Annotated in this window: 16 protein-coding genes; 9 read left to right on the top strand and 7 right to left on the bottom strand. The window is 63.1% G+C overall.

Annotation, left to right across the window (positions count from 1 at the left end):
• Positions 1-660 carry a prepilin peptidase gene (locus tag L1P05_RS10575; RefSeq protein ID WP_012849041.1) on the top strand — a complete coding sequence of 220 codons (660 nt, stop codon included), beginning with the start codon at positions 1-3 and terminating at the stop codon, positions 658-660.
• A 10-nt stretch (positions 661-670) separates the two neighbouring features.
• Here L1P05_RS10575 and L1P05_RS10570 read toward each other — a convergent pair whose 3' ends face one another.
• Together L1P05_RS10570 and cspD are read right to left on the bottom strand one after the other, a co-directional pair.
• Positions 671-1,627, bottom strand: a complete 957-nt coding sequence (locus tag L1P05_RS10570; RefSeq protein ID WP_012849040.1) for a VirK/YbjX family protein — start codon at positions 1,625-1,627, stop codon at positions 671-673.
• Between the two features lie 172 nt (positions 1,628-1,799).
• A complete protein-coding gene (gene cspD, locus L1P05_RS10565) occupies positions 1,800-2,021 on the bottom strand; it encodes a cold shock domain-containing protein CspD (RefSeq protein ID WP_012849039.1) in 222 nt (73 codons plus the stop codon).
• A gap of 444 nt (positions 2,022-2,465) precedes the next feature.
• Here cspD and clpS point away from each other — a divergent pair, with 444 nt between their 5' ends.
• Together clpS and clpA are read left to right on the top strand one after the other, a co-directional pair.
• The gene (clpS, locus tag L1P05_RS10560) at positions 2,466-2,786 is read left to right on the top strand and encodes an ATP-dependent Clp protease adapter ClpS (RefSeq protein ID WP_012849038.1); all 321 of its coding nucleotides are present in this window, start codon (positions 2,466-2,468) and stop codon (positions 2,784-2,786) included.
• Positions 2,787-2,810: 24 nt separating this feature from the next.
• The gene (clpA, locus tag L1P05_RS10555; protein ID WP_012849037.1) at positions 2,811-5,105 is read left to right on the top strand and encodes an ATP-dependent Clp protease ATP-binding subunit ClpA; all 2,295 of its coding nucleotides are present in this window, start codon (positions 2,811-2,813) and stop codon (positions 5,103-5,105) included.
• 155 nt (positions 5,106-5,260) lie between these two features.
• On the opposite strand, the gene infA is transcribed toward clpA, so the two are convergent.
• The 5 genes from infA to trxB form a co-directional block, all read right to left on the bottom strand.
• Positions 5,261-5,479, bottom strand: coding sequence for a translation initiation factor IF-1 (infA, locus tag L1P05_RS10550; protein ID WP_002211347.1), 219 nt, complete (start codon positions 5,477-5,479; stop codon positions 5,261-5,263).
• A 172-nt stretch (positions 5,480-5,651) separates the two neighbouring features.
• Positions 5,652-6,395, bottom strand: coding sequence for a leucyl/phenylalanyl-tRNA--protein transferase (aat, locus tag L1P05_RS10545; protein WP_012849036.1), 744 nt, complete (start codon positions 6,393-6,395; stop codon positions 5,652-5,654).
• Between the two features lie 29 nt (positions 6,396-6,424).
• Positions 6,425-8,152 (bottom strand): heme ABC transporter ATP-binding protein/permease CydC, encoded by a 1,728-nt coding sequence (cydC, locus tag L1P05_RS10540; RefSeq protein ID WP_012849035.1) that lies wholly within the window; start codon positions 8,150-8,152, stop codon positions 6,425-6,427.
• Between the two features lie 2 nt (positions 8,153-8,154).
• On the bottom strand, positions 8,155-9,954 hold the full coding sequence (gene cydD / locus L1P05_RS10535; RefSeq protein ID WP_012849034.1) for a heme ABC transporter permease/ATP-binding protein CydD: 1,800 nt from the start codon (positions 9,952-9,954) through the stop codon (positions 8,155-8,157).
• 222 nt (positions 9,955-10,176) lie between these two features.
• Positions 10,177-11,148 (bottom strand): thioredoxin-disulfide reductase, encoded by a 972-nt coding sequence (gene trxB / locus L1P05_RS10530; protein ID WP_012849033.1) that lies wholly within the window; start codon positions 11,146-11,148, stop codon positions 10,177-10,179.
• A gap of 704 nt (positions 11,149-11,852) precedes the next feature.
• On the opposite strand from trxB, the gene lrp reads away from it, so the two are divergent.
• The 6 genes from lrp (at position 11,853) to dmsA (ending at position 23,040) form a co-directional block, all read left to right on the top strand.
• Positions 11,853-12,347, top strand: coding sequence for a leucine-responsive transcriptional regulator Lrp (lrp, locus tag L1P05_RS10525; protein WP_008812989.1), 495 nt, complete (start codon positions 11,853-11,855; stop codon positions 12,345-12,347).
• Positions 12,348-12,500: 153 nt separating this feature from the next.
• Positions 12,501-16,610: a DNA translocase FtsK 4TM domain-containing protein gene (locus L1P05_RS10520; RefSeq protein ID WP_080783674.1), complete on the top strand. Its 4,110-nt coding sequence runs from the start codon at positions 12,501-12,503 to the stop codon at positions 16,608-16,610.
• 133 nt (positions 16,611-16,743) lie between these two features.
• Entirely contained in the window at positions 16,744-17,358 is a 615-nt protein-coding gene (lolA, locus tag L1P05_RS10515) for an outer membrane lipoprotein periplasmic chaperone LolA (RefSeq protein WP_012849030.1), read from the top strand.
• A gap of 16 nt (positions 17,359-17,374) precedes the next feature.
• A complete protein-coding gene (locus L1P05_RS10510; RefSeq protein WP_012849029.1) occupies positions 17,375-18,718 on the top strand; it encodes a replication-associated recombination protein A in 1,344 nt (447 codons plus the stop codon).
• Positions 18,719-18,838: 120 nt separating this feature from the next.
• Positions 18,839-20,131: a serine--tRNA ligase gene (serS, locus tag L1P05_RS10505; protein ID WP_012849028.1), complete on the top strand. Its 1,293-nt coding sequence runs from the start codon at positions 18,839-18,841 to the stop codon at positions 20,129-20,131.
• A gap of 461 nt (positions 20,132-20,592) precedes the next feature.
• Positions 20,593-23,040 carry a dimethylsulfoxide reductase subunit A gene (dmsA, locus tag L1P05_RS10500; RefSeq protein ID WP_015461824.1) on the top strand — a complete coding sequence of 816 codons (2,448 nt, stop codon included), beginning with the start codon at positions 20,593-20,595 and terminating at the stop codon, positions 23,038-23,040.

Raw genomic sequence — 23,040 nt, 5'->3', positions numbered from 1 at the left:
ATGGATCTGTGGCTGACGCTGGCCGCCCTGTGCGGCCTGGCGCTCGGCGCCCCCCTCCAGCGCGCGATGCTGCAGATCATGCGTCCGCTCTGCGCCCCGCTGCTCTGGCACGATCGCCATTTCTCTCCTTTTCCCTGCCGTGCGGCGCTGAGCGCCGCGCTGGCGGCGATCTCGCTGTCGCTGGCCTGGGGCCTGCCGCCCGGCATCGTCTGGCTCTGCGGGCTGGGCTTCTGTACGCTGAGTCTCGCCCTGGCGCTGATCGATCGGGCTAGCCTGCTGCTGCCCGACGCACTGACTCAGCCGCTGCTGTGGCTGGGGCTGATATGGAACGCGCTGTATCAGCCGACGTATCTGCCGCAGGCGGTGCTCGGCGCGGCGGCGGGATATCTGGCGCTGTGGCTGATCGCCTGGGGATTCTGGCGCTGGCGCGGGGAGCAGGGGCTCGGCGGCGGGGATGTTAAGCTGCTGGCCGCGCTCGGTGCCTGGTGCGGCTGGGCCGATCTGCCCGCGCTGCTGCTGCTGGCATCCCTATTGACGCTGGTCGGCATTGCCCTGCGGCACCGTTGGCGGGGGATGAGTCTGGCGGCGCCGGCGCCGTTTGGGCCCGCGCTGCTGGTGGCCGGGCTGTGGCAGGTGCTACCGCGTCTGGCCGGCGTCTAGCGCGGCGATGCTACGCTGTCGCGCCCAGGCTGGCGCATACCGCCCGCTGCATCTCATCCAGCAGCTGATAGCGGCGACGGTACTCGGCGCGCTTTTTGCTCGGAATACTTTCCAGCGGCTTGCGCTGCGGGGGCAGGGGCAGGCGAAAGTGGCCGTCGTCGGTGGGTGTGGCGCTCAGCGAAAGCCAGAAACCGTCGTAGTCGGCCAGCATCTGCGTCTGTTTTTTGCGGCGGTAGCGCCAGTGGCTGTAGATATGGCTGCCGTTACCGACGGCCAGGATCTGCGTGCAGCGGGCAATGCGCGCCAGTTCGCACAGGGCGTCGGCCAGCAGGCGCTTGGGAAACAGGCCGTGGCAGGCTTTGGTGGCCGTTTGGGTATGACTGTGCGGCAGCGACGGCGACGACCCCTGCAGCCCGCCGATAAAGAGGGTGCGGGCGCCCTGATAGTCGATAAAACTAAATGTGCACACAGCTAGTAGTATATTCTGCTGGTCGCACAGCGCTATAGACAGATCCCCCTCTTTACCCAGCTTCTCCAGCATGGCCAGCCGCAGAGAGTATGTCTGGTCATTTTTTCCGCAGAGGGTCGCCAGGGTCAGCGCCTGCCCAGCGTACAGCGTCGGAAACTGGGAGATCGGCAGCAGCTGGTTCAGCAGGCGATAGTGATCCGTTAGCGCGTCAACGATCTGCGGACGGGAGAGGCGTACGCTCAGGTAGGGATGGTGCAGACGGCACGGCAGGCGAGGCTGGCAGCGTAGAATGGCATCGCGCTGCGGCAGCTCGGCCAGCATCTGCAGCAGGCGGTAGGTATCGCCGGGCGCCAGCAGCGATCGCAGGGCAAACTTGGCGCGAAATGCGGCTTTATTCCAGAGACGGGTCGGGCGGTAACGGCCCGTCGCCAGGCGGGAAAACAGCGGTAAAGCGGGGCGTGAGACGGGCCGGGCGTGGCCGATTTCGATTGACGACATGATGCCACCTGTCATTGCGGGTTAACGATGACAGAATTTTCCGGGAGCTTGCCTAAACAGCAGCACAATATGCTACCTCATTGGGGATGGAATCGGCGGATGGTTGAGGCGAGGTTGACGTGGGGCGACGCGACGAGAAGAGACCGGCCGGAGATCCGGCCGGTGAGGCCGCTTAGGGAGCCGGCTCGCTGAGAATGGGGATTATGGTGTTGGCGTGATTACCCTTGGGGCCGATATGAAGGTCAAACTGAACCTGTTGACCCGCCTTCAGCGTGCGGTATCCCTCCATCTGAATGGCGGTGTAATGGGCGAAGATATCGTCGCCGCCGCTGGCCGGGCAGATAAAGCCAAAGCCTTTGGCGTTGTTAAACCACTTTACAGTACCCGTCTCCATGCTTATACATCCCTCGTTACGGTGACAGATCGCGGCGGAAGGGCGGCGATCACGGTTAATGAGATAAGACTGATTCAGGATGGGTTCCTAAGCCGTGGCGGATATCGCTGCGCCACGGCTTAGGAATGCACCCTACGGGCGGCGGTAGCCTCGCGCTGCAGGCATATCACCGGGCGGGACGGTCTGGTCAAATTACCACCGACCCCCGCTTGTCTACACTCTATTGATGCCTCCGTTGTCGTCAAGGGCTGGTTATTTTTAGCACCCTAACTTTTCACCAAAGTTTGAGGCAGTTAACGCAATTGTGCGGCAGTGCGCTTTTTTTGTCCGATCGACGGGCGGAAATGCAGGGTTGGCTGGTAATCTTGGTGGTAGTTATGATATCGCTCAGTGATAGATGATCGACCGGCCCCGCCGGGAGAAGAGAACAGGTAACAGATTGAAATGGCGAACGTGAACGATTGGCTGAATCTTGAGCCGCTGGTAGAGGATCGGACTCGCAGGGCGGTGAAGCCGCCGTCACTGTATAGTGTCATACTGAATAACGATGACTATACGCCGATGGAGTTTGTCATCGAGGTGCTGCAGAAGTTCTTCGCCTATGACATTGAACGTGCAACGCAGCTGATGCTGACTGTGCATTATAAAGGCAAGGCGGTATGCGGCGTGTTCACGGCAGAGGTTGCGGAGACCAAGGTGGCATTGATCAATCGCTACGCGCGTGACAATGAACATCCGCTGCTGTGCACGCTGGAAAAAGCCTGACCGGGTAACTGAAGGGAGGTGCCCATGCTCAACCAAGAACTGGAACTCAGTCTCAACATGGCGTTCGCCAGAGCGCGCGAGCATCGACACGAGTTTATGACCGTCGAGCACCTGCTGCTGGCGCTGTTGACGAACCCCGCGGCGCGGGAGGCGCTGGAGGCCTGTGCGGTGGATCTGGCGGCGCTGCGCCAGGAGCTGGAGACCTTTATCGAGCAGACCACGCCGCTGCTTCCCCAGGGGGACAGCGAGCGTGATACTCAGCCGACCCTGAGTTTTCAGCGGGTGCTGCAGCGGGCGGTGTTTCACGTGCAGTCCTCCGGGCGCAGCGAGGTCAGCGGCGCCAATGTGCTGGTGGCCATCTTCAGTGAGCAGGAGTCCCAGGCGGCCTACCTGCTGCGCAAGCATGACGTGAGCCGTCTGGACATCGTCAATTTTATCTCTCACGGCACCCATAAGAACGAGTCCGGCCCGGCGGCGGGCGGCGGGCCGAACGATGCTCCCGGCGGGGATGACGCCGCGGCGGCCCCCGGCGGCGAAGAGCGGATGGAGAATTTCACCACCAACCTGAACCAGCTGGCGCGGGTCGGCGGCATCGATCCGCTGATCGGTCGCGATCGTGAGCTGGAGCGCGCCATACAGGTGCTGTGCCGCCGGCGTAAGAACAACCCGCTGCTGGTGGGGGAGTCCGGGGTGGGGAAAACCGCCATTGCGGAGGGGCTGGCCTGGCGCATCGTGCAGGGCGAGGTGCCGGAGGTGATGGCCAACTGCACCCTCTATTCGCTGGACATCGGCTCTCTGCTGGCCGGAACTAAGTACCGCGGCGACTTTGAGAAGCGCTTTAAGGCGCTGCTGAAGCAGCTGGAGCAGGACAGCGACAGCATCCTGTTTATCGATGAGATCCACACCATCATCGGCGCCGGGGCGGCGTCCGGCGGTCAGGTGGATGCCGCCAATCTGATCAAGCCGCTGCTGTCAGGGGGGCGCATCCGGGTGATGGGCTCGACCACCTATCAGGAGTTCAGCAATATCTTTGAAAAGGATCGCGCTCTGGCGCGCCGGTTCCAGAAGATCGACATCAACGAACCGAGCGCCGACGATACGGTGCAGATCCTCAACGGACTGAAGGCGAAGTATGAGGCGCACCACGACGTACGCTACACCGCCAAGGCACTGCGCGCGGCGGTCGATCTGTCGGTGAAGTACATCAACGATCGCCATCTGCCGGATAAGGCCATCGATGTGATCGACGAGGCCGGCGCCCGTAGCCGTCTGATGCCGGCGAGCCGGCGTAAGAAGACCATCAATGTGGCGGATATCGAGGCGGTGGTGGCCCGTATCGCGCGTATTCCGGAGAAAACCGTCTCCGCCAGCGACCGCGACGTGCTGAAGAGCCTGGGCGATCGCCTGCGGATGCTGGTGTTTGGCCAGGATAAGGCCATCAGCGCGCTCACCGAGGCGATTAAGATGAGCCGCGCGGGGCTGAATCAGGATCACCGTCCGGTGGGGTCGTTCCTGTTCGCCGGGCCGACCGGCGTCGGCAAGACCGAGGTCACGGTGCAGCTGGCCCGGGCGCTGGACATTCCGCTGCTGCGCTTTGATATGTCCGAGTATATGGAGCGGCACACGGTGAGCCGTCTGATCGGCGCCCCGCCGGGGTACGTCGGCTTTGATCAGGGTGGGCTGCTGACGGACGCGGTGATCAAGAGCCCTCACGCGGTGCTGCTGCTCGATGAGATAGAGAAGGCTCACCCGGACGTATTCAACCTGCTGCTGCAGGTGATGGATAACGGCACCCTGACCGATAATAATGGGCGTAAGGCGGATTTCCGCAACGTGATCCTGGTGATGACCACCAACGCCGGGGTGCAGGAGACGCAGCGTAAGTCAATCGGCTTTAACCTGCAGGACAATAGCAGCGACGCGATGGAGGAGATCCGGCGGATCTTTACGCCGGAGTTCCGTAACCGACTGGATAACATCATCTGGTTTAACCATCTGTCGACGGAGATCATCCATCAGGTGGTCGATAAGTTTATCGTCGAACTGCAGGCGCAGCTGGATGGCAAAGGCGTCTCGCTGGAGGTCAGCGACGCCGCGCGCAACTGGCTGGCGGAGCGCGGCTACGATCGTGCGATGGGGGCCAGGCCGATGGCGCGGGTGATCCAGGATAACCTGAAAAAGCCGTTAGCCAATGAGCTGCTGTTCGGTGAGCTGGTCAACGGTGGCTCGGTCAGCGTTGACGTGGCCGAGGGCAGCGCGAGCCTCAGCTACCGTTTTCGCAGCGCGCAGCAGCGCAAGGCCGAGGATGCGATGCACTGAGGTCGAGGAGATCGATACAGATAAAGAAAGAGCGCCGTAAGGCGCTCTTTTTTTACCGCCGGGAAAACGAACCAGCAGAATTACCCGTCTTGCCGCTGTCGGTATCGATCGCACTACCGGGCCTAACGCTGCCTGCGGCGCGGGAAGGAAGCCTATCAGCGGCTACGGAAGACAATGCGGCCTTTGCTCAGGTCGTACGGGGTCAGCTCTACAGTGACTTTGTCGCCCGTCAGGATGCGGATGTAGTTTTTACGCATTTTACCGGAGATGTGAGCGGTAACGACGTGTCCGTTTTCCAGTTCTACGCGGAACATCGTGTTGGGCAACGTATCCAGAACGGTACCCTGCATTTCAATATTGTCTTCTTTGGCCATCGAATCCTCTAGGTATGAATACCACAGTTTTTAACCGGCAAGATAATGCCGAAAAACCTCGGTTATGTAAAGGTAAGTTATCTTTCTGCTGTGCCCCGCACGGGGTTTGGCGTCAGTCGACGACGGCGCTGAGCCGCCGTTTGACGCGGCGCGCGGTGGGGGACAGCCCCGTTTAGCCCCCGCAGGCGCTATTCTCTGTTTTTGTCGTCGTCGCCGGAAGGGGCAGGGCGAGACGCTGCGGCTGCCAGCAGCGGGGGTCGAGCGTCTGGCGACGGCAGTCGAGCAGATGCTGCAGATAGCGGCGGCGCGGAATGTCGTGGGCGCCCAGCGACGCGGTGTGGGCGTTGAGCACCTGGCAGTCGATGAGTTGGCCGCCCATGCGCTGAAAGTGGCTACAGAAGCTCCACAGAGCCATTTTAGAGGCATTGCTGACCCGGCTGAACATCGACTCTCCGCAGAACAGGCTGCCCTGGGCGACGCCGTACAGCCCGCCCACCAGACGATCTTCCTGCCAAACCTCCACCGAATGGGCGTGACCCAGTTGGTGCAGCTGGCAGTAGGCCTGCTGTATCGATGGCCCGATCCAGGTCCCCTCGGCGCGCTGCTCCGCGCACCCGGCGATCACCGCGGCGAAGTCCTGGTTTAGGGTGATCCGCAGGGCGGTTCGGCGCAGCGCCTTGCGTAGGCTGTGGCTGACGTGCAGCGCCTGCGGCGCCAGCACCGCCCGCGGATCCGGCGACCACCACAGGATCAGCTCTCCCGGAGAGAACCAGGGAAAAATACCGCGCTGGTAGGCCTGCAGCAGGCGCGCCGGCTGCAGATCGCCGCCGATGGCCAGCAGTCCGTTGGGATCGTGCAGCGCCTGCTCCGGCGACGGGAACCCCAGCGAGTGTCTGTCCAGTTGCATGATGCGCATATCCCATTTCCTCGCGCGGTGATAGTAAGCTAAAGGCGCTGACACAGTTGATAGTAGCGTCCGCGGGCCTGCAGCAGCTGCTCATGGCGCCCCTGCTCGACGATCCGCCCCTCATCCATGACGCAGATGCGATCCATCTGCGCCAGCCCCTGCAGGCGATGGGTGATCAGCAACAGGGTTTTGTGGCAGCAGTGCTGGCGCAGCAGCGCCAGAATCTGGCGCTCGGTTTCCGCATCCAGCCCTTCGGTGGGCTCATCCAGCAGCAGCAGCGGTGCGCGGTGCAGCAGCGCGCGTGCGATGCCCAGGCGTCGCTGTTCACCACCGGAGAGCGGCCGGCCGCCGTCGCCCAGCCAGGCGTCCAGCGCGCGATCTTCCAGCAGCGTCTCCAGCCCGACCGCCCGCAGTGCGTCGCACAGCTGCGCGTCGCTGGCCTGCGGATCGGCGAGCAGTAGGTTATCGCGCAGCGTGGCGCTGAAAATGTGTACCCGCTGGCTGACGACGGCGCAGGCGCTGCGCAGGGTCCCCTCATCCAGCGCGTTAAGCGGCTGGCCGTTGAGGCAGATCTCGCCGCTGTCGCAGTCCCAGGCGCGGGTCAGCAGCTGCAGCAGGGTGGACTTACCGCAGCCGGTGCGTCCCAGCAGCGCGATATGCTCCCCGGCGCGCAGATCCAGACTGACGCCGTTGAGCACCGGGCGCGTCTGTCCCGGGTAGGTAAAGTGCAGGTCGTCCAGCGTCAGGGTCAGGGGGGCATCGTCGTCCAGTGTCTTCCCCGGCTCGGGGAAGCGCACCTGCGGCGTTTGGTCGATCAGCTGTCCGACTCGCTCGGCGGAGGCGATCACCTGCCCCAGATGCTGGAAGGCGCCGGCGACCGGCGCCAGCGCCTCAAAGGCGGCCAGCGCGGCAAATACGAACAGGGCGATCAGCGCGCCGGGACGCGGATCGCCGGCGATGCCGGCCGCCGCCAGCCACAGGATCAGGGTAAAGGTCAGGCCGGAGGCCAGGATCATGATCCCCTGAGACAGCGCGCCGAGTGCCGCCTGGCGCTGCTGCTGACGCTGCCACTGCCGCTCTGTGTGGTCCAGGCGCTGGCGAAAGCTCTCCAGGGCGCCGTATACCGTCAGCTCGGCGTTGGCACGGATCCAGCCGACCAACTGGGTGCGGTAGTCTGCGCGCAGGGCGGTTAGCGCGGCGCCGACCGGCTTTCCGGCCAGGTAAAACAGCGTCGGCAGTCCCAGCAGCAGCGCGAGCATGATGCTCCCCAGCGTCAGCGCCAGCCGGAGATCCAGCCAGCCGAGGCCGCAAACCACGACCGCAATGATCACCACGGCGCTGAGCAGCGGCGAGATCACCCGCAGATAGAGGTGATCCAGCGTATCGACGTCGGCCACCAGACGGTTGAGCAGTTCGGCCTGACGGAAGCGGGCCAGCCCGCCGGGCGACAGCGGTATCAGGCGGCTGAAGGTAAACACCCGCAGATGGGAGAGCACCCGAAACGTGGCGTCGTGGCTGACCAGTCGTTCGGCGTAGCGGCCGGCGGTACGGATGATGGCGGCGCCGCGGACGCCGGCGGCGGGCAGCATGTAGTTAAAGGTGACCAGACCGGCGAGCCCGGCCAGCGCCGAGGCGGCGAGGAACCAGCCTGATAGGGTCAACAGGCCGATGCTGGCCAGCAGAGTGACGATTGCCAGCAGCATGCCAAGGGACATGCGGATCCAGTGGCGGCGATACAGGGCCAAAAACGGCAGCAGGACGCGCATGGTTAAATCTCCTGACGGCGGGTGGCGAGAAGGGTGGCAAACGGGCTGCCGCGCTGCTGGGAGAGCGCGTTGAAGTCGCCCTGCTGCACCAGCTGCCCCTGTTCCATAACCCAAATACGATCAAACTGTGCCAGTTCATCAAGCTGATGGGTCACCATCAGGGTGGTTTGATGGCGGGCGGCGGCCTGCAGCGCGCGCATCACCAGACGCTCGCTGTTGGCGTCCAGGCTGGCGGTCGGCTCATCCAGCAGCAGCAGTCGACAGGGGCGGATCAGCGCCCGGGCGACGGCGACGCGCTGGGCCTGGCCGACGGAGAGGCGGGCGGCATCCTCGCCTATTGGGGTATCGAGCCCCTGCGGCAGCAGGGGAAGAAACTCGTCGACGTAGGCCCGCTCGACGGCGCTTTGCAGCTGCGCATCGTCGGCCTGCGGGGCGCCCAGCAGGATATTGGCCCGCAGCGTCGGCAGCGGCAGCGTCGGGTTCTGGCCGACCCAGGCCAGCTGGCGGCGCCAGCTGGCGAGCGGCAGATCGCTCAGCGGTTGTCCATCGATCAGCAGCTCACCGCGGTAGGGTAGAAAGCCGAGCAGCAGGTTGATCAGCGAGCTTTTGCCCGCGCCGCTATAGCCGACCAGCGCGATGCGCTCACCGGCGCTGATGCGAAAGTTAAGGGGACCGGCCAAGACCTTGCCCTGCGGCGAGAGGATCTCCAGGTTGTGCGCCTCCAGCGTCAGGGGGCGGTCGTTGACCGTTGAGCTGACCGTTGCGCTGTCTGCCGTCGCCGCGCTGTCCGGCGCCGGCTGCGCCTCATCGCTGGCGTCGAGGAAGGTCACCAGCGCCTCGGCGGCGCCGATGGCCTGTGCCTTGGCGTGGTAAAACGTCCCCAGATCGCGCAGGGGCTGGAAGAACTCCGGCGCCAGGATCAAGACCAGAAAGCCGGCGAACAGGGTTACGCCGCGGTCGTAGTGGCCAAAGTTCAGCTCACCGAGGTAGGAGAAACCGAAGTAGACCGCCACCACGGCGATGGAGACGGAGGCAAAGAATTCCAGCACCGCAGAGGAGAGGAACGCCAGGCGCAGCACCTCCATGGTGCGTTTGCGAAAATCCTCAGAGGCCTGGGCGATATGCTGAGTCTCGGCGCGGGCGCGGTGAAACAGGCGCAGGGTCTCCATACCGCGCAGGCGATCTAAGAAGTTGGCGCTCAGGCGGCTCAGCGCCAGAAAGTTGCGCCGGTTGGCATCGGCGGCGCCCATCCCGACCAGCGCCATAAACAGCGGGATCAGCGGCGCGGTGGCGAACAGAATCAGCCCGGCGGCCCAGTTGATGGGGAAGACGGCGGCGAGGATCAGCAGTGGTATGGTGACGGCCAGCGCCATCTGCGGCAGATAGCGGGCGTAGAAATCCTGCATCTCTTCGATCTGCTCCAGGATCAGCGTCGCCCAGTGTCCGGCGGGCTGCTCCTGGATCCAGGCTGGCCCCAGCTGCGCCAGGCGGTTGAGCACCAGCGCGCGGATCTCGCGGCGGACCACCTGTCCGCAGCGAAAGCCGACGCGCTCGCGCAGCCAGCCCAGCAGCGCGCGCAGCGCGATGGCGACGATCAGCAGGGCGAAGTCCTGCACGAGGTCGCCGCGCGGCGTATGGTCAATGATCAGCCGCTGCAGCAGGGTTGCCAGTAGCCAGGATTGGGCGATGATCAGGAGCCCGGAGAGCAGGCCGAGCAGCATGGAGAGCCGGAGCCAGCGCTGGGCCGGGCGACTGCGCTGTTTCAGCCACTGCGTGAGTTCGCGTTGTCGTTGTTTATTCATTAAGCGATGGTGTCTAGTCTGATGCAGGTGAAGTAGAGATCAGGCCCGGAGCACAGGCGTACGGCAGGCTGAACGGTAGCGTCGGACTACTCACGGGTCGACGCCGCACCCGATATTACAACGCTGCTCAAGGAGTTGAAACCAAGCCGCCGTAAATTCTGCTGCCAAAGGAGAAGCGTGCGTAAAATGCGGGCCGCCGACGGCGGCCCCGATAGGTCAAGATTAGGCGTGGCGAGCGGCATCGGCCAGGCTATCGAGATAGCGCTCGGCGTCCAGCGCCGCCATGCAGCCGGTCCCGGCAGAGGTGATCGCCTGACGATAGATATGGTCCATGACGTCGCCGGCGGCGAATACGCCCGGGACGCTGGTCTGGGTCGCGTTGCCGTTCAGACCGGACTGTACCTGAATGTAGCCGTTATTCAGCGTCAGCTGGCCATCGAAGATAGCGGTGTTCGGGCTGTGGCCGATCGCGACAAACAGGCCGCTGACGGCCAGCTCTTCGCAGGCACCGCTCTGGGTATCTTTCAGACGCAGGGCGTTAACGCCCATATCATCGCCGAGTACCTCGTCCAGAGTCCGGTTGGTGTGCAGGACGATATTACCGCTGCGCACTTTGTCCATCAGGCGGTCGATAAGGATTTTCTCGGCGCGGAAGCTGTCGCGGCGGTGGATCAGATGCACCTTGGCGGCGATGTTGGCCAGGTACAGCGCCTCTTCTACGGCGGTGTTACCGCCGCCGATCACGGCGATCTCTTGCTGGCGGTAGAAAAAGCCATCGCAGGTGGCGCAGGCGGAGACGCCGCGGCCTTTAAAGGCCTCTTCCGACGGCAGGCCCAGATAGCGGGCAGAGGCGCCGGTGGCGACGATCAGCGCGTCGCAGCTGTACTCCTGGCTGTCGCCAAACAGACGAAACGGGCGCTGGCTGAGATCCACGCGCTGGATATGGTCAAGGATGATCTCGGTATTGAATTTGGCCGCATGCTGATTCATGCGCTCCATCAGCAGAGGCCCGGTCAGCCCTTCCGGATCGCCCGGCCAGTTTTCCAGCTCGCTGGTGGTGGTGAGCTGACCGCCTTTTTCCATGCCGGTGATCAGCACCGGGTTGAGGTTGGCACGCGCCGCATAGACGGCCGCGGTGTATCCCGCCGGGCCTGAGCCCAGAATGAGAAGCTTGCAATGTTTTACGGAGCTCATGAAATCCTCTTTTCCAATGTGGTACGTCTTGGACTCGATTTTAAAAAAACTTACGGTGTAAAAAAAGCGTGCAGCAACGGTGTTATCAATCTGTGTAATAGGTAATGACTATCAATAAGGTTAGTCAATATTAGTAAGATGCACTGATAATACGACAATATCCAGTCATTATCGCTAGACCATGGCGGTGAGTGGCGCGGAAAAGTAGCGAAATGAGCCAGGATACGGTGGTGCTTTTAACCTAGGGAAACGTTGCCTTAAGGTACCATTTGGCAGGTTCTTCTAGTTTTATTTCTTTTGCTTTGACAATCGGCTGTTCATTTGCGAAAACATGGAGGAGAGGAGGGGAAACGTTGCCTGGATTGGCGGGTTTGCTCTTATCTGATGAAAATGTGACCCGTGACATAAGGCCGGGTTGCCGCCTCGTGGGACGTGACCCGGTGCGTGAGTGGCATGATGGTCGGGGCCACACGGACGGTCGTTCTGCGCTCACCGCTGCGGCGGCAGCGCGCGAGCAGGCACGTAAAATAGGGGGAGACCCCAGCAGAAAATAGGCACCCCGGTCCCATCCGGCGGTCGCAGGAGATGGCAATGGAAATTGCCAGTTGACGGGCAGGCACAACGTCTTCTTTTGGGACTATTCCTTGGCAATGTGACCTTGTCGCAGGGATGGCAACAGGGAAGAATATAAGAGAGATAACAAGATGGCAGACAATAAGAAACGCCCTGGTAAGGATCTGGATCGTATTGACCGTAATATCCTGAATGAGTTACAGAAAGATGGCCGTATCTCCAACGTCGAGCTTTCCAAGCGCGTGGGGCTGTCGCCGACGCCGTGCCTGGAGCGCGTGCGCCGACTGGAGCGGCAGGGCTTCATTCAGGGCTATACCGCGCTGCTGAATCCGCACTATCTGGATGCATCCCTGCTGGTGTTCGTCGAGATCACGCTGAATCGCGGAGCGCCGGATGTGTTTGAACAGTTCAATACCGCGGTGCAGAAGCTGGAGGAGATCCAGGAGTGTCACCTGGTTTCCGGTGACTTCGACTATCTGTTGAAGACCCGCGTACCGGACATGTCCGCCTACCGTAAGCTGCTGGGGGAGACCCTGCTGCGTCTGCCGGGGGTGAACGACACCCGCACCTATGTGGTGATGGAAGAGGTGAAGCAGAGCAACCGCCTGGTGATCAAGACGCGCTGACGCGCGGACAGGTGCAAAGCCGCAATAATTTGGGTACACTCCTGTGTATGTATACAGTTTCAGCGCCGGGCGACGCCTCGGCGCTGTTCTTATGGCGGGCATGCAGCCTAGGCTGCATGCAATGGCAGAAAACAGGACCCTGGAGAGCCTTTCTTGAGCCAGGAATATACAGAAGAAAAAGAAGTTACCCTGAAGCACGTGAGCGGCGGACGGCGAGTGTATGAGGTGCTGCTGATTTTGGTAGCGCTGTTTGCCGTGTATATGATGGCATCGCTGGTGACGTTCGATCCCTCCGATCCCAGCTGGTCGCAGACTGCTTGGCATGAGCCGATCCACAATATCGGCGGCGGTGCCGGCGCCTGGATGGCCGATACACTGTTCTTCGTCTTTGGCGTACTGGCCTATGCCATTCCTCCGATCATGGTGATCCTCTGCTGGGTAGCCTACCGTAAGCGCGACGACAGTGGCCATGTGGATTACTTTGCCATCGCCCTGCGCCTGATCGGCATGCTGGCGCTGGTGATCGCCTCCTGTGGGCTGGCGGCGCTGAACGTCGATGATCTGTACTACTTCGCCTCCGGCGGCGTGATCGGCAGTCTGATCAGTAGCGTGGTGCTGCCGCTGCTGGGCAGCATTGGGGCTACGCTGGCGATGCTGGGCGCCTGGGCCGTGGGGCTGTCGCTGTTCACCGGCTGGTCATGGTTGACCATCGCGGAGAAGCTCGGCGCTCTGCTGCTCGGTGGTCTGACCTTGATGAGCAACCGCTCGCGCCGCGATGTGCGGGCGGACGATGACGACGACACCGAGGTATACGACGCGGATGCCTACGACGCGGATGAGCGTCGCGTCGCCGATATCGATACGCCGACGGCGGAGGCTCACCGCGTCGTCGATCCGCTGTTGGGCGAGGCGGACGATCCGCTGCTGTCCGGTCTGCGGGCGTCAGATGATGCGTCCGACGCCGCGCCGGAAATGAAGGGCCTGCGTCCGCTGGCGCAGGTGGATGACGCGCCGCCGCAGGCGCAGGATGACCCTGATACGGCCTTGGCGACGGCCGCTGCCGCCGCGGTGCTTAGCGCTCCGGGTATCGCGGCGACGCCTGCCGCGGTTTCCGCCGCCGTGCCGTCGAGCGATCCGCAGTTTGCCGCGTCGCCGGCGGCGCCGTACGCGTCGAGCGATCCGCTGTTTGCCGCGTCATCGGCAGCGCCGCACGCGTCGAGCGATCCGCGGTTTGCCGCGTCATCGGCAGCGCCGCATGCGTCGAGCGATCCGCAGTTTGCCGCGTCGTCGGCAGCGCCGCACGCGTCGAGCGATCCGCGGTTTGCCGCGTCGTCGGCAGCGCCGCACGCGTCGAGCGATCCGCTGTTTGCCGCGTCGCCGGCGGCACCGCATGCGTCGAGCGATCCGCTGTTTGCCGCGTCGCCAGCAGCGCCGCACGCGTCGAGCGATCCGCAGTTTGCCGCGTCGCCGACGGCACCGCACGCGTCGAGCGATCCGCAGTTTGTCGCGTCGCCGACAGCGCCGTACGCCGCCGCTGCGGCGGGCGTCGATACGGCGCCGTTCACCTTCAGCGCCAGCGAGCCCGAAAGCAGTGAGCCGATCGCCCCGATGTACTCGTTTACCCTGCCGGAGGATCGTCCCCATACGCCGTCTCCGGCCGCGCCGCGTCCGGCAACGTCCGGGCGTCTCCACCCGTCGCGCGACGCCGAGCCGCCGCTCGGTCAGTGGTCTACGCCGAGCGTCGATGAGACGAACGCTGCGCCTGGCGCGGCAGATCTTCCCTATCTCAATCCGGGGCTGTCGCCGGATCTGCCGGTGTTTGGGGCCGCCAGCCGTCACGATGAGTCGGCCACCTTGGCCGCGGTGGCCTCCGCGGCGGCCTTCACCCCGGCTATCGATGCGCTGGACGGCGGAGTGCAGGTGAAGCAGGGCATCGGTCCCGAGCTGCCGCGCCCGAACCCGGTTCGTATTCCGACCCGCCGCGAGCTGGCATCGCTGGGGATCAAGCTGCCGTCACAGCGGATAGCGGAGGATCGCGCCCGCCGTGAGGCCCAGGAGCGCCGCGCACAGGAGGCGCAGGCCGAGCTGGAGCAGACGCCGCCGCTGCAGGTGACGCCGCTGGGGCAGGAGAGCACCGCCGCGGCCGGTCAGTCCATCTTTGCCCAGGCCTCGGCGCTGGCCACCGGGGCCGGTGGCGCCGCGCCTGAGACGGCATCGCTGCCGTCGTTCTCCGCCTACTCAGCGCCGCAGGCGCATCCGGTTGCCGCAGCGGCAGAGGATGAGGCCGAGCGTGCGGCGCTGCGAGAGCAGGCCGCGCTGCGCGAGGCCTTTGTCAGCCAGCAGCGGGCCCGCTATGGGCAGGATTACCTGCACGAGGACGACGATGAGCGCGCGCTGGAGCAAAGTCGCCTGCAGCGCGAGTTTTTGGCCGCGCAGCAGCAGCGCTATGGCGATGCCGACGAAGGTCGGGATCGCGGCACGCCGGCAGCGCAGGCGATCCCGGCGCCCCAGACGGTCGCCGTGCCGCCGCAGGGCGGGCTGATGTCGTTCTCCGCCCACGAGGCGCTGGCGCAGGCCGAACAGCCGGCGCCCGCCTTCGACTTTGCCGATTTTAGCGCCGTGGACGATGGGCCGCAGGAGCCGCTGTTTACGCCGCCGCCGGAGAGCGCGCCGCCCGCCGTCGCGCCCCCAGAGCCGCCCGCCGCCGCGCAGGCACCGATGGCCGGGCTGGTTCATCCCTTCCTGATGCGCGACGAGCGACCGCTGCATAAGCCGACGACGCCGCTGCCGACCCTGGATCTGTTGACGTCGCCGCCGGCTAACGCCGAGCCGGTCGATATGTTTGCCTTGGAGCAGCAGGGGCAGCTGGTAGAGGCGCGCCTGGCGGACTATCGGGTTAAGGCCGCGGTGGTCGGTATTTCGCCGGGGCCGGTGATCACCCGTTTCGAGCTGGATCTGGCGCCGGGCGTGAAAGCGGCGCGTATCTCCAACCTATCGCGCGATCTGGCGCGCTCCCTGTCGGCCGTGGCGGTTCGCGTGGTGGAGGTGATCCCAGGTAAACCCTACGTGGGTCTGGAGCTGCCAAACAAGCATCGCCAGACCGTCTACCTGCGCGAGGTGCTCGACTGCCCGCAGTTCCGCGAGAGCCCTTCACCGCTGACGGTGGTGCTGGGTAAGGATATCGCTGGTCAGCCGGTGATCGCCGATCTGGCCCGCATGCCTCACCTGCTGGTGGCCGGTACGACCGGCTCCGGTAAGTCGGTGGGGGTGAACGCGATGATCCTGAGCATGCTGTTCAAATCCACGCCGGACGAAGTGCGCTTTATCATGATCGACCCGAAGATGCTGGAGCTGTCGGTCTACGAAGGCATCCCGCACCTGCTGACCGAGGTGGTCACGGATATGAAGGACGCGGCCAACGCGCTGCGCTGGTGCGTCGGCGAGATGGAGCGGCGCTACCGCCTGATGTCCGCGCTCGGGGTTCGTAACCTGGCCGGGTATAACGATAAGGTGCGCCAGGCCGAGGCGATGGGCCGTCCGATCCCCGATCCGCTGTGGCGGCCGGGCGACAGTATGGACGCATTGCCGCCGGCGCTGGAAAAGCTGCCCTATATCGTGGTGATGGTGGACGAGTTCGCCGACCTGATGATGGCGGTGGGCAAGAAGGTCGAAGAGCTGATCGCCCGCCTGGCGCAGAAGGCGCGCGCGGCGGGTATTCACCTGGTGCTGGCGACCCAGCGTCCGTCGGTCGACGTGATCACGGGCCTGATCAAGGCCAACATTCCGACCCGTATCGCCTTTACCGTCTCCAGCAAGATCGACTCGCGCACCATCCTGGATCAGGGCGGCGCCGAATCCCTGCTGGGGATGGGCGACATGCTGTATATTCCGCCCAATACCTCGACGCCGGTGCGCGTGCATGGCGCCTTTGTGCGCGACGAAGAGGTTCACGCGGTGGTGCAGGACTGGAAGGCGCGCGGGCGTCCACAGTATATTGACAGCATTACCGCCTGCGATGACAGCGAAGGCGGCGGCGCGGGGCTGGACAGCGACGATGAGTTGGATCCGCTGTTCGATCAGGCCGTCGCGTTCGTGATCGACAAGCGTCGGGCGTCGATTTCCGGGGTGCAGCGCCAGTTCCGTATCGGCTATAACCGGGCGGCGCGCATCGTGGAGCAGATGGAGGTGCAGGGGATCGTTAGCCCGCAGGGGCACAACGGTAACCGTGAGGTGCTGGCGCCGCCGTCCGGCGACTATGACTGACGGGCGGTGCGGCGCGGCGTTTTTCTCGCGTGGCGCCGCGCGGCCTGACGTATAATCAACGGGTATTGTGACACCTGATCGCGGCATCGCGGCGGTCAGGCCCAATTTATTCTTGCTTAAGGTAATCATACCGATGAAAAAGCTGTTAGTTGCGTGCTGCGTCGTTAGCGGCATGATGTCGGCCTCCGCTCTGGCGTCGCCGAGCAGCGATCTGCAGGGCCGCTTGAACAAGGTAAACAGTTTCCACGCCAGCTTTACCCAGACGGTCAGCGCGGCGGACGGCACGCCGGTGCAGCAGGGCGAAGGGGAGCTGTGGGTAAAACGCCCCAATCTGTTTAACTGGCATATGATTTCGCCGGATGAGAGCGTGCTGGTGTCCGATGGCAAGACGCTGTGGTTTTATAACCCCTTCGTCGAGCAGGTGACCGCCACCTGGCTTAACCGCGCCACCGGCAATACGCCGTTTATGCTGATCACCCGCAACGACGCCAGCGACTGGGCGCAGTATAACGTGACCCAGAAGGGCGATACCTTCGACCTGATGCCGAAGAGCGCCAAGAATAACCTGAAAAAGTTCACCATCAGCGTGATGCCTGACGGCACCATCAACGGCTTTAGCGCCGTTGAACAGGACGGTCAGCGCAGCGTCTATACGCTGAAGCGTCAGCAGAATGGCGCGGTGGATGCGGCCAAGTTCCGCTTTACGCCGCCGGCGGGCGTGACGCTGGACGATCAGCGCCAAAAATAAGGGGCGGAACCGCGACGTGAGCAACCTTTCCCTCGATTTCTCCCAGAATGCATTTCAGCCGTTGGCCGCACGGATGCGGCCGACGGCGCTGGAGCAGTACATCGGACAGCGTCACCTGCTGGCGGCGGGCAAACCGCTGCCGCGCGCCATTTTGGCGGGGCACCTGCACTCGATGATCCTGTGGGGGCCTCCGGGGACCGGCAAGACGACGCTGGCGGAGCTGATCGCCCGCTACGGTCACGCCGAGGTTGAGCGGATTTCGGCGGTGACTTCGGGGATCAAGGAGATCCGTGAGGCCATTGAGCGCGCGCGCCACAATCGCGACGCGGGGCGACGCACGATCCTGTTTGTTGATGAGGTGCACCGCTTTAACAAGAGCCAGCAGGACGCCTTTTTACCCCATATCGAGGATGGCACCATCACCTTTATCGGGGCCACCACGGAAAACCCGTCGTTTGAGCTGAACTCGGCGCTGCTGTCGCGGGCGCGGGTATACCTGCTCAAGGCGCTGGACGCGCAGGATATTGCCCAGGTGGTGCAGCAGGCGATGACGGATCGCGAGCGCGGCTATGGCGCGCAGGATCTGACGCTGCCGACGGAGACCCGCGATGCGCTGGCGGAGCTGGTCAGTGGCGATGCGCGCCGGGCGCTGAATACGCTGGAAATGATGGCGGATATGGTCGAAGCGGACGCTCAGGGGCAGCGGGTGCTAACCCTGGATCTGCTGCGGTCGGTGTCCGGCGAGCGCAGCGCGCGCTTCGATAACCACGGCGATCGCTATTACGATCTGATCTCCGCGCTGCATAAGTCCGTGCGCGGGTCGGCGCCGGATGCCGCGCTGTACTGGTATGCACGCATTATTACGGCGGGCGGCGATCCACTGTACGTGGCGCGCCGTCTGCTGGCCATTGCGTCGGAGGATGTGGGCAATGCCGATCCCCGCGCGATGCAGGTGGCGATCGCCGCCTGGGACTGCTTTACCCGCGTCGGCCCCGCCGAGGGAGAGCGCGCCATTGCCCAGGCGATCGTCTACCTGGCCTGTGCGCCGAAGAGCAACGCCGTCTATACCGCCTTCAAGGCGGCGATACGCGATGCCAAGGAGCGTCCGGACTACGATGTGCCGCCCCACCTGCGCAATGCGCCGACGTCGCTGATGAAGTCGATGGGGCTGGGGCAGGAGTACCGCTATGCCCACGATGAGCCGAATGCCTATGCCGCCGGCGAGGTCTACTTCCCGCCGGAAATGGCGCAGACGCGCTATTATCAGCCGACGGCGCGCGGCCTTGAGGGCAAGATCGGCGATAAGCTGGCCTGGCTCGCTGAGCAGGATCAAAATAGCCCGACAAAACGCTACCGCTAACCCATTCATTGCGGTAAGGTTATGAAGAAATCCGCTTTGCATTGAGCGCACTGCCGCGGATGCGGCTGTCGCCTCGATGTATTGTTTATTAAAAACCCCTCAATAATTCACAGGATTAGCATGCTAGATCCCAATTTGCTGCGTAATGAGCTAGACGCAGTCGCCGAAAAACTGGCTCGCCGAGGCTATAAACTGGATGTTGACACACTGCGTCAACAGGAAGAACGCCGTAAAGTGCTGCAGGTCGAAACGGAATCCCTGCAGGCTGAGCGTAACTCGCGATCCAAATCCATCGGTGCGGCGAAAGCGCGTGGTGAGGATATCGAACCGCTGCGCCGTGAAGTCAATGAATTGGGTGAAAAGCTGGATGCCGCCAAGGCCGAGCTGGATCAACTGCAGCAGGAAATTCGCGATCTGGCGCTCTCGATCCCCAACCTGCCGGATGACTCCGTGCCGGTCGGTCGTGATGAGAACGATAACCAGGAGATCTGCCGCTGGGGTGAGCCGCGCCGCTACGATTTTGACGTTCGCGACCACGTCACCCTGGGTGAAATGGCCGATGGCCTGGATTTCGCCGCCGCGGTGAAGCTGACCGGCGCCCGCTTTGTGGTAATGAAAGGTCAGATCGCCCGCATGCATCGTGCCCTGGCCCAGTTTATGCTGGATCTGCACACGGAGCAGCATGGCTACCTGGAAACCTACGTGCCGTACCTGGTCAACCACGATACCCTGTACGGTACCGGCCAGCTGCCGAAGTTCGGCGCGGATCTGTTCCACACCCGTCCGCTGGAAGAAGAGGCCGACAGCAGCACCTATGCGCTGATCCCGACCGCCGAAGTGCCGGTAACCAACCTGGTGCGTGGCGAGATCCTGGAAGAGAGCGCGCTGCCGCTGAAGATGACCGCCCATACCCCGTGCTTCCGCTCTGAAGCCGGCTCCTATGGTCGCGATACCCGCGGTCTGATCCGTATGCACCAGTTCGACAAAGTTGAGCTGGTACAGATCGTCCGTCCGGAGGACTCGATGGCGGCGCTGGAAGAGCTGACCGCGCACGCGGAGAAAGTGCTGCAGCTGCTGAATCTGCCGTACCGTAAGGTGCTGCTGTGCACCGGCGATATGGGCTTTGGCTCCAGCAAGACCTACGATCTGGAGGTCTGGGTTCCGGCGCAGAACACCTACCGCGAAATCTCCTCCTGCTCCAACATGTGGGACTTCCAGGCGCGCCGTATGCAGGCCCGCTACCGCAGCAAGGACGACAAGAAGCCGCGTCTGGTGCACACGCTGAACGGCTCTGGCCTGGCGGTGGGGCGTACCCTGGTCGCCGTGATGGAAAACTATCAGCAGGCCGATGGCCGTATTCAGGTGCCGGAAGTGCTGCGCCCGTATATGAACGGTCTGGAATATATCGGTTAATCCGTTATTCTCCAGCGTTAAAACCCCGCATCGCGGGGTTTTTTTTATTGTCGTCCGCCCATCGTATATTCTCCCGCTGCCGCCGCGCCCGCCGTTGTAAAAATAAATGATTGTGGTTATCACCCGTAATTTATTAATTTCGATTGAAAGGCTTTAAACGTGTTTTTTCATTATGTGAAATGCAACGTCTTATTTCTTGATGTGAAACAAATAGGGCGGTAGTGAAAACCGTATTCTCTTTTAAGAGAGCGTGAGCTAGGCCGTGGCGTTACATAGCTAGGTGATTATTTTAATGATTATTATATCCTTAGCGTCAGCCTGAGCACTCGGCAGCGCTACTGTCGGGTCGCCTGGGCGCCTGTCACCTCTTTTCTGTTTTCTTTGAGTGTGCCGCTTTTCCAATAGGGAAAGTGGTCTTTGCTGTATTAACCAGTAGAAAGCAAAATAAAAGTGAGCATGCTATGAAAAAAAACAGTCGGACGGCGTTACTGGATGCGTCGCTGAGTCGGCGAACCGTGGTGAAGGGCGGGGCGATTGGTGGGCTGGCGGCGGCCAGCGGCGCGCTGTCATTGCCCTTTGTCCGCCAGGCTCAGGCTACGCCCGCGCAGAATAAGCCGGCGGCGCAGGATGAGCAGGTGATCTGGAGCGCCTGTACCGTTAACTGCGGCAGCCGTTGCCCGCTGCGGATGCACGTGGTCGATGGTGAAATCGCCTATGTCGAAACCGATAATACCGGCGACGATCGCTACGAGGGACTGCATCAGGTGCGCGCCTGCCTGCGCGGCCGTTCGATGCGCCGCCGAGTCTACAACGCCGATCGCTTAAAATACCCGATGAAGCGGGTCGGCAAGCGCGGCGAAGGTAAATTTAAGCGCATCACCTGGGAAGAGGCGTTCGACACTATCGCCGTCAGCATGAAGGGAATTATCAAGACCTACGGTAACGAAGCGATCTACCTGAACTATGGCACCGGGACGCTGGGCGGCACTCTGACCCGCTCGTGGCCGCCGGGCGCGACGCTGATCGCCCGACTGATGAACTGCTGCGGCGGCTATCTCAACCACTATGGCGACTACAGCACCGCGCAAATCGCCGCCGGACTGAACTACACCTACGGCGGCTGGGCCGACGGCAACAGCCCGTCGGACATTGAAAACAGTCAGCTGGTGGTGATGTTCGGCAATAACCCGGGCGAAACCCGGATGAGCGGCGGCGGTGTGACCTACTATGTGGAGCAGGCGCGCGCCAAGTCCAACGCGAAAATGATCATTATCGACCCGCGCTACACCGACACCGGCGCCGGGCGCGAGGATGAGTGGATCCCGATCCGTCCCGGCACCGATGCGGCGCTGGCGGCGGGGCTAGCCTATGTGCTGATCACCGAAGCGATGGTCGATCAGCCGTTTCTGGATCGCTACTGCGTCGGCTATGACGAGCGGACCCTGCCCGCGGGCGCACCGGCCAACGGCCACTATAAGGCCTATATTCTGGGTCAGGGGCCGGATAAAACCGCCAAGACGCCGGCCTGGGCAGCGGCGATTACCGGGATCCCGCAGGATAAGATCATCAAGCTGGCGCGGGAGATCGGCGGCGCCAAGCCGGCCTATATCTGCCAGGGCTGGGGACCGCAGCGTCACGCCAACGGTGAGCTGACGTCGCGCGCCATCGCCATGCTGCCGATCCTGACCGGCAACGTGGGGATCAACGGCGGCAACAGCGGCGCCCGCGAAGGCTCCTACAGCCTGCCGTTTGTGCGGATGCCGACGCTGGAGAACCCGGTGAAGACCAGCATTTCGATGTTCCTGTGGACCGATGCCATCGTGCGGGGGCCGGAGATGACGGCCACGCGCGACGGGGTGCGCGGCAAGGATAAGCTAGATGTCCCGATCAAGATGATCTGGAACTACGCCGGAAACTGCTTAATTAATCAGCATTCAGAGGTGAATCGCACCCACGAAATCCTGCAGGATGACAGTAAGTGCGAGATGATTGTGGTGATCGATAACCATATGACCGCCTCGGCCAAGTATGCCGATATCCTGCTGCCGGACTGCACCGCCTCCGAGCAGATGGACTTCTGCCTGGATGCCTCCAGCGGCAACATGAGCTATGTGATCTTTGCCGACCAGGTCATTGCGCCGCGCTTCGAGTGCCGCACTATCTATGACATGACCAGCGAGATCGCCAAGCGTATGGGCGTCGGCCAGCAGTTTACCGAGGGGCGTACGCAGGAGGAGTGGCTGCGCCATCTGTATGCCCAGTCACAGCAGGCGATCCCAGGGCTGCCGTCGTTTGAGGCGTTCCGCGAACAGGGGATCTACAAGCAGCGAGATCCGCAGGGGCACCACGTGGCCTATCGCGACTTCCGCGCCGATCCCCAGGCGCACCCCCTGACCACGCCGTCGGGCAAAATCGAGATCTACTCCGCCGCGCTGGCCGAGATCGCCGCCACCTGGCAGCTGGGGCCGGACGACGTTATCGATCCGCTGCCGATCTACAGCCCCGGGTTTGAAAGCTATCAGGATCCGCTGATCGCTAAGTTCCCACTGCAGCTGAGCGGTTTTCACTATAAGGCGCGTACCCACTCCACCTATGGCAACGTGGACGTGCTGAAGGCGGCCTGTCCCCAGGAGATGTGGATCAATCCGCTGGATGCCGCTCCGCGCGGTATCGCCCAGGGCGATCTGGTACGGATCTACAACGATCGCGGTGAGGTGCGCATCAGCGCCAAGGTGACGCCGCGCGTGCTGCCCGGCGTCGTGGCGCTGAGCGAAGGGGCCTGGTATAGCCCGGACGGTGAGCGGGTCGACTACGGCGGCTGTATTAACGTCCTGACGACTCAGCGTCCGTCGCCGCTGGCCAAGGGTAATCCGTCACACACCAATCTGGTACAGGTTGCCAAGGCCTAA

The sequence above is a fragment of the Edwardsiella piscicida genome, from assembly GCF_021733145.1.
In the GTDB taxonomy this organism is placed as follows: Bacteria; Pseudomonadota; Gammaproteobacteria; order Enterobacterales; family Enterobacteriaceae; genus Edwardsiella; species Edwardsiella piscicida.
This window is presented reverse-complemented; position numbering and strand designations above follow the sequence as displayed.

Coding starts and splice junctions, on each gene's coding strand:
- L1P05_RS10575 (WP_012849041.1), top strand. CDS start 1: ATGGATCTGTGGCTGACGCTGGCCGCCCTGTGCGGCCTGGCGCTCGGC.
- L1P05_RS10570 (WP_012849040.1), bottom strand. CDS start 1,627: ATGTCGTCAATCGAAATCGGCCACGCCCGGCCCGTCTCACGCCCCGCT.
- cspD (WP_012849039.1), bottom strand. CDS start 2,021: ATGGAGACGGGTACTGTAAAGTGGTTTAACAACGCCAAAGGCTTTGGC.
- clpS (WP_012849038.1), top strand. CDS start 2,466: ATGGCGAACGTGAACGATTGGCTGAATCTTGAGCCGCTGGTAGAGGAT.
- clpA (WP_012849037.1), top strand. CDS start 2,811: ATGCTCAACCAAGAACTGGAACTCAGTCTCAACATGGCGTTCGCCAGA.
- infA (WP_002211347.1), bottom strand. CDS start 5,479: ATGGCCAAAGAAGACAATATTGAAATGCAGGGTACCGTTCTGGATACG.
- aat (WP_012849036.1), bottom strand. CDS start 6,395: ATGCGCATCATGCAACTGGACAGACACTCGCTGGGGTTCCCGTCGCCG.
- cydC (WP_012849035.1), bottom strand. CDS start 8,152: ATGCGCGTCCTGCTGCCGTTTTTGGCCCTGTATCGCCGCCACTGGATC.
- cydD (WP_012849034.1), bottom strand. CDS start 9,954: ATGAATAAACAACGACAACGCGAACTCACGCAGTGGCTGAAACAGCGC.
- trxB (WP_012849033.1), bottom strand. CDS start 11,148: ATGAGCTCCGTAAAACATTGCAAGCTTCTCATTCTGGGCTCAGGCCCG.
- lrp (WP_008812989.1), top strand. CDS start 11,853: ATGGCAGACAATAAGAAACGCCCTGGTAAGGATCTGGATCGTATTGAC.
- lolA (WP_012849030.1), top strand. CDS start 16,744: ATGAAAAAGCTGTTAGTTGCGTGCTGCGTCGTTAGCGGCATGATGTCG.
- serS (WP_012849028.1), top strand. CDS start 18,839: ATGCTAGATCCCAATTTGCTGCGTAATGAGCTAGACGCAGTCGCCGAA.
- dmsA (WP_015461824.1), top strand. CDS start 20,593: ATGAAAAAAAACAGTCGGACGGCGTTACTGGATGCGTCGCTGAGTCGG.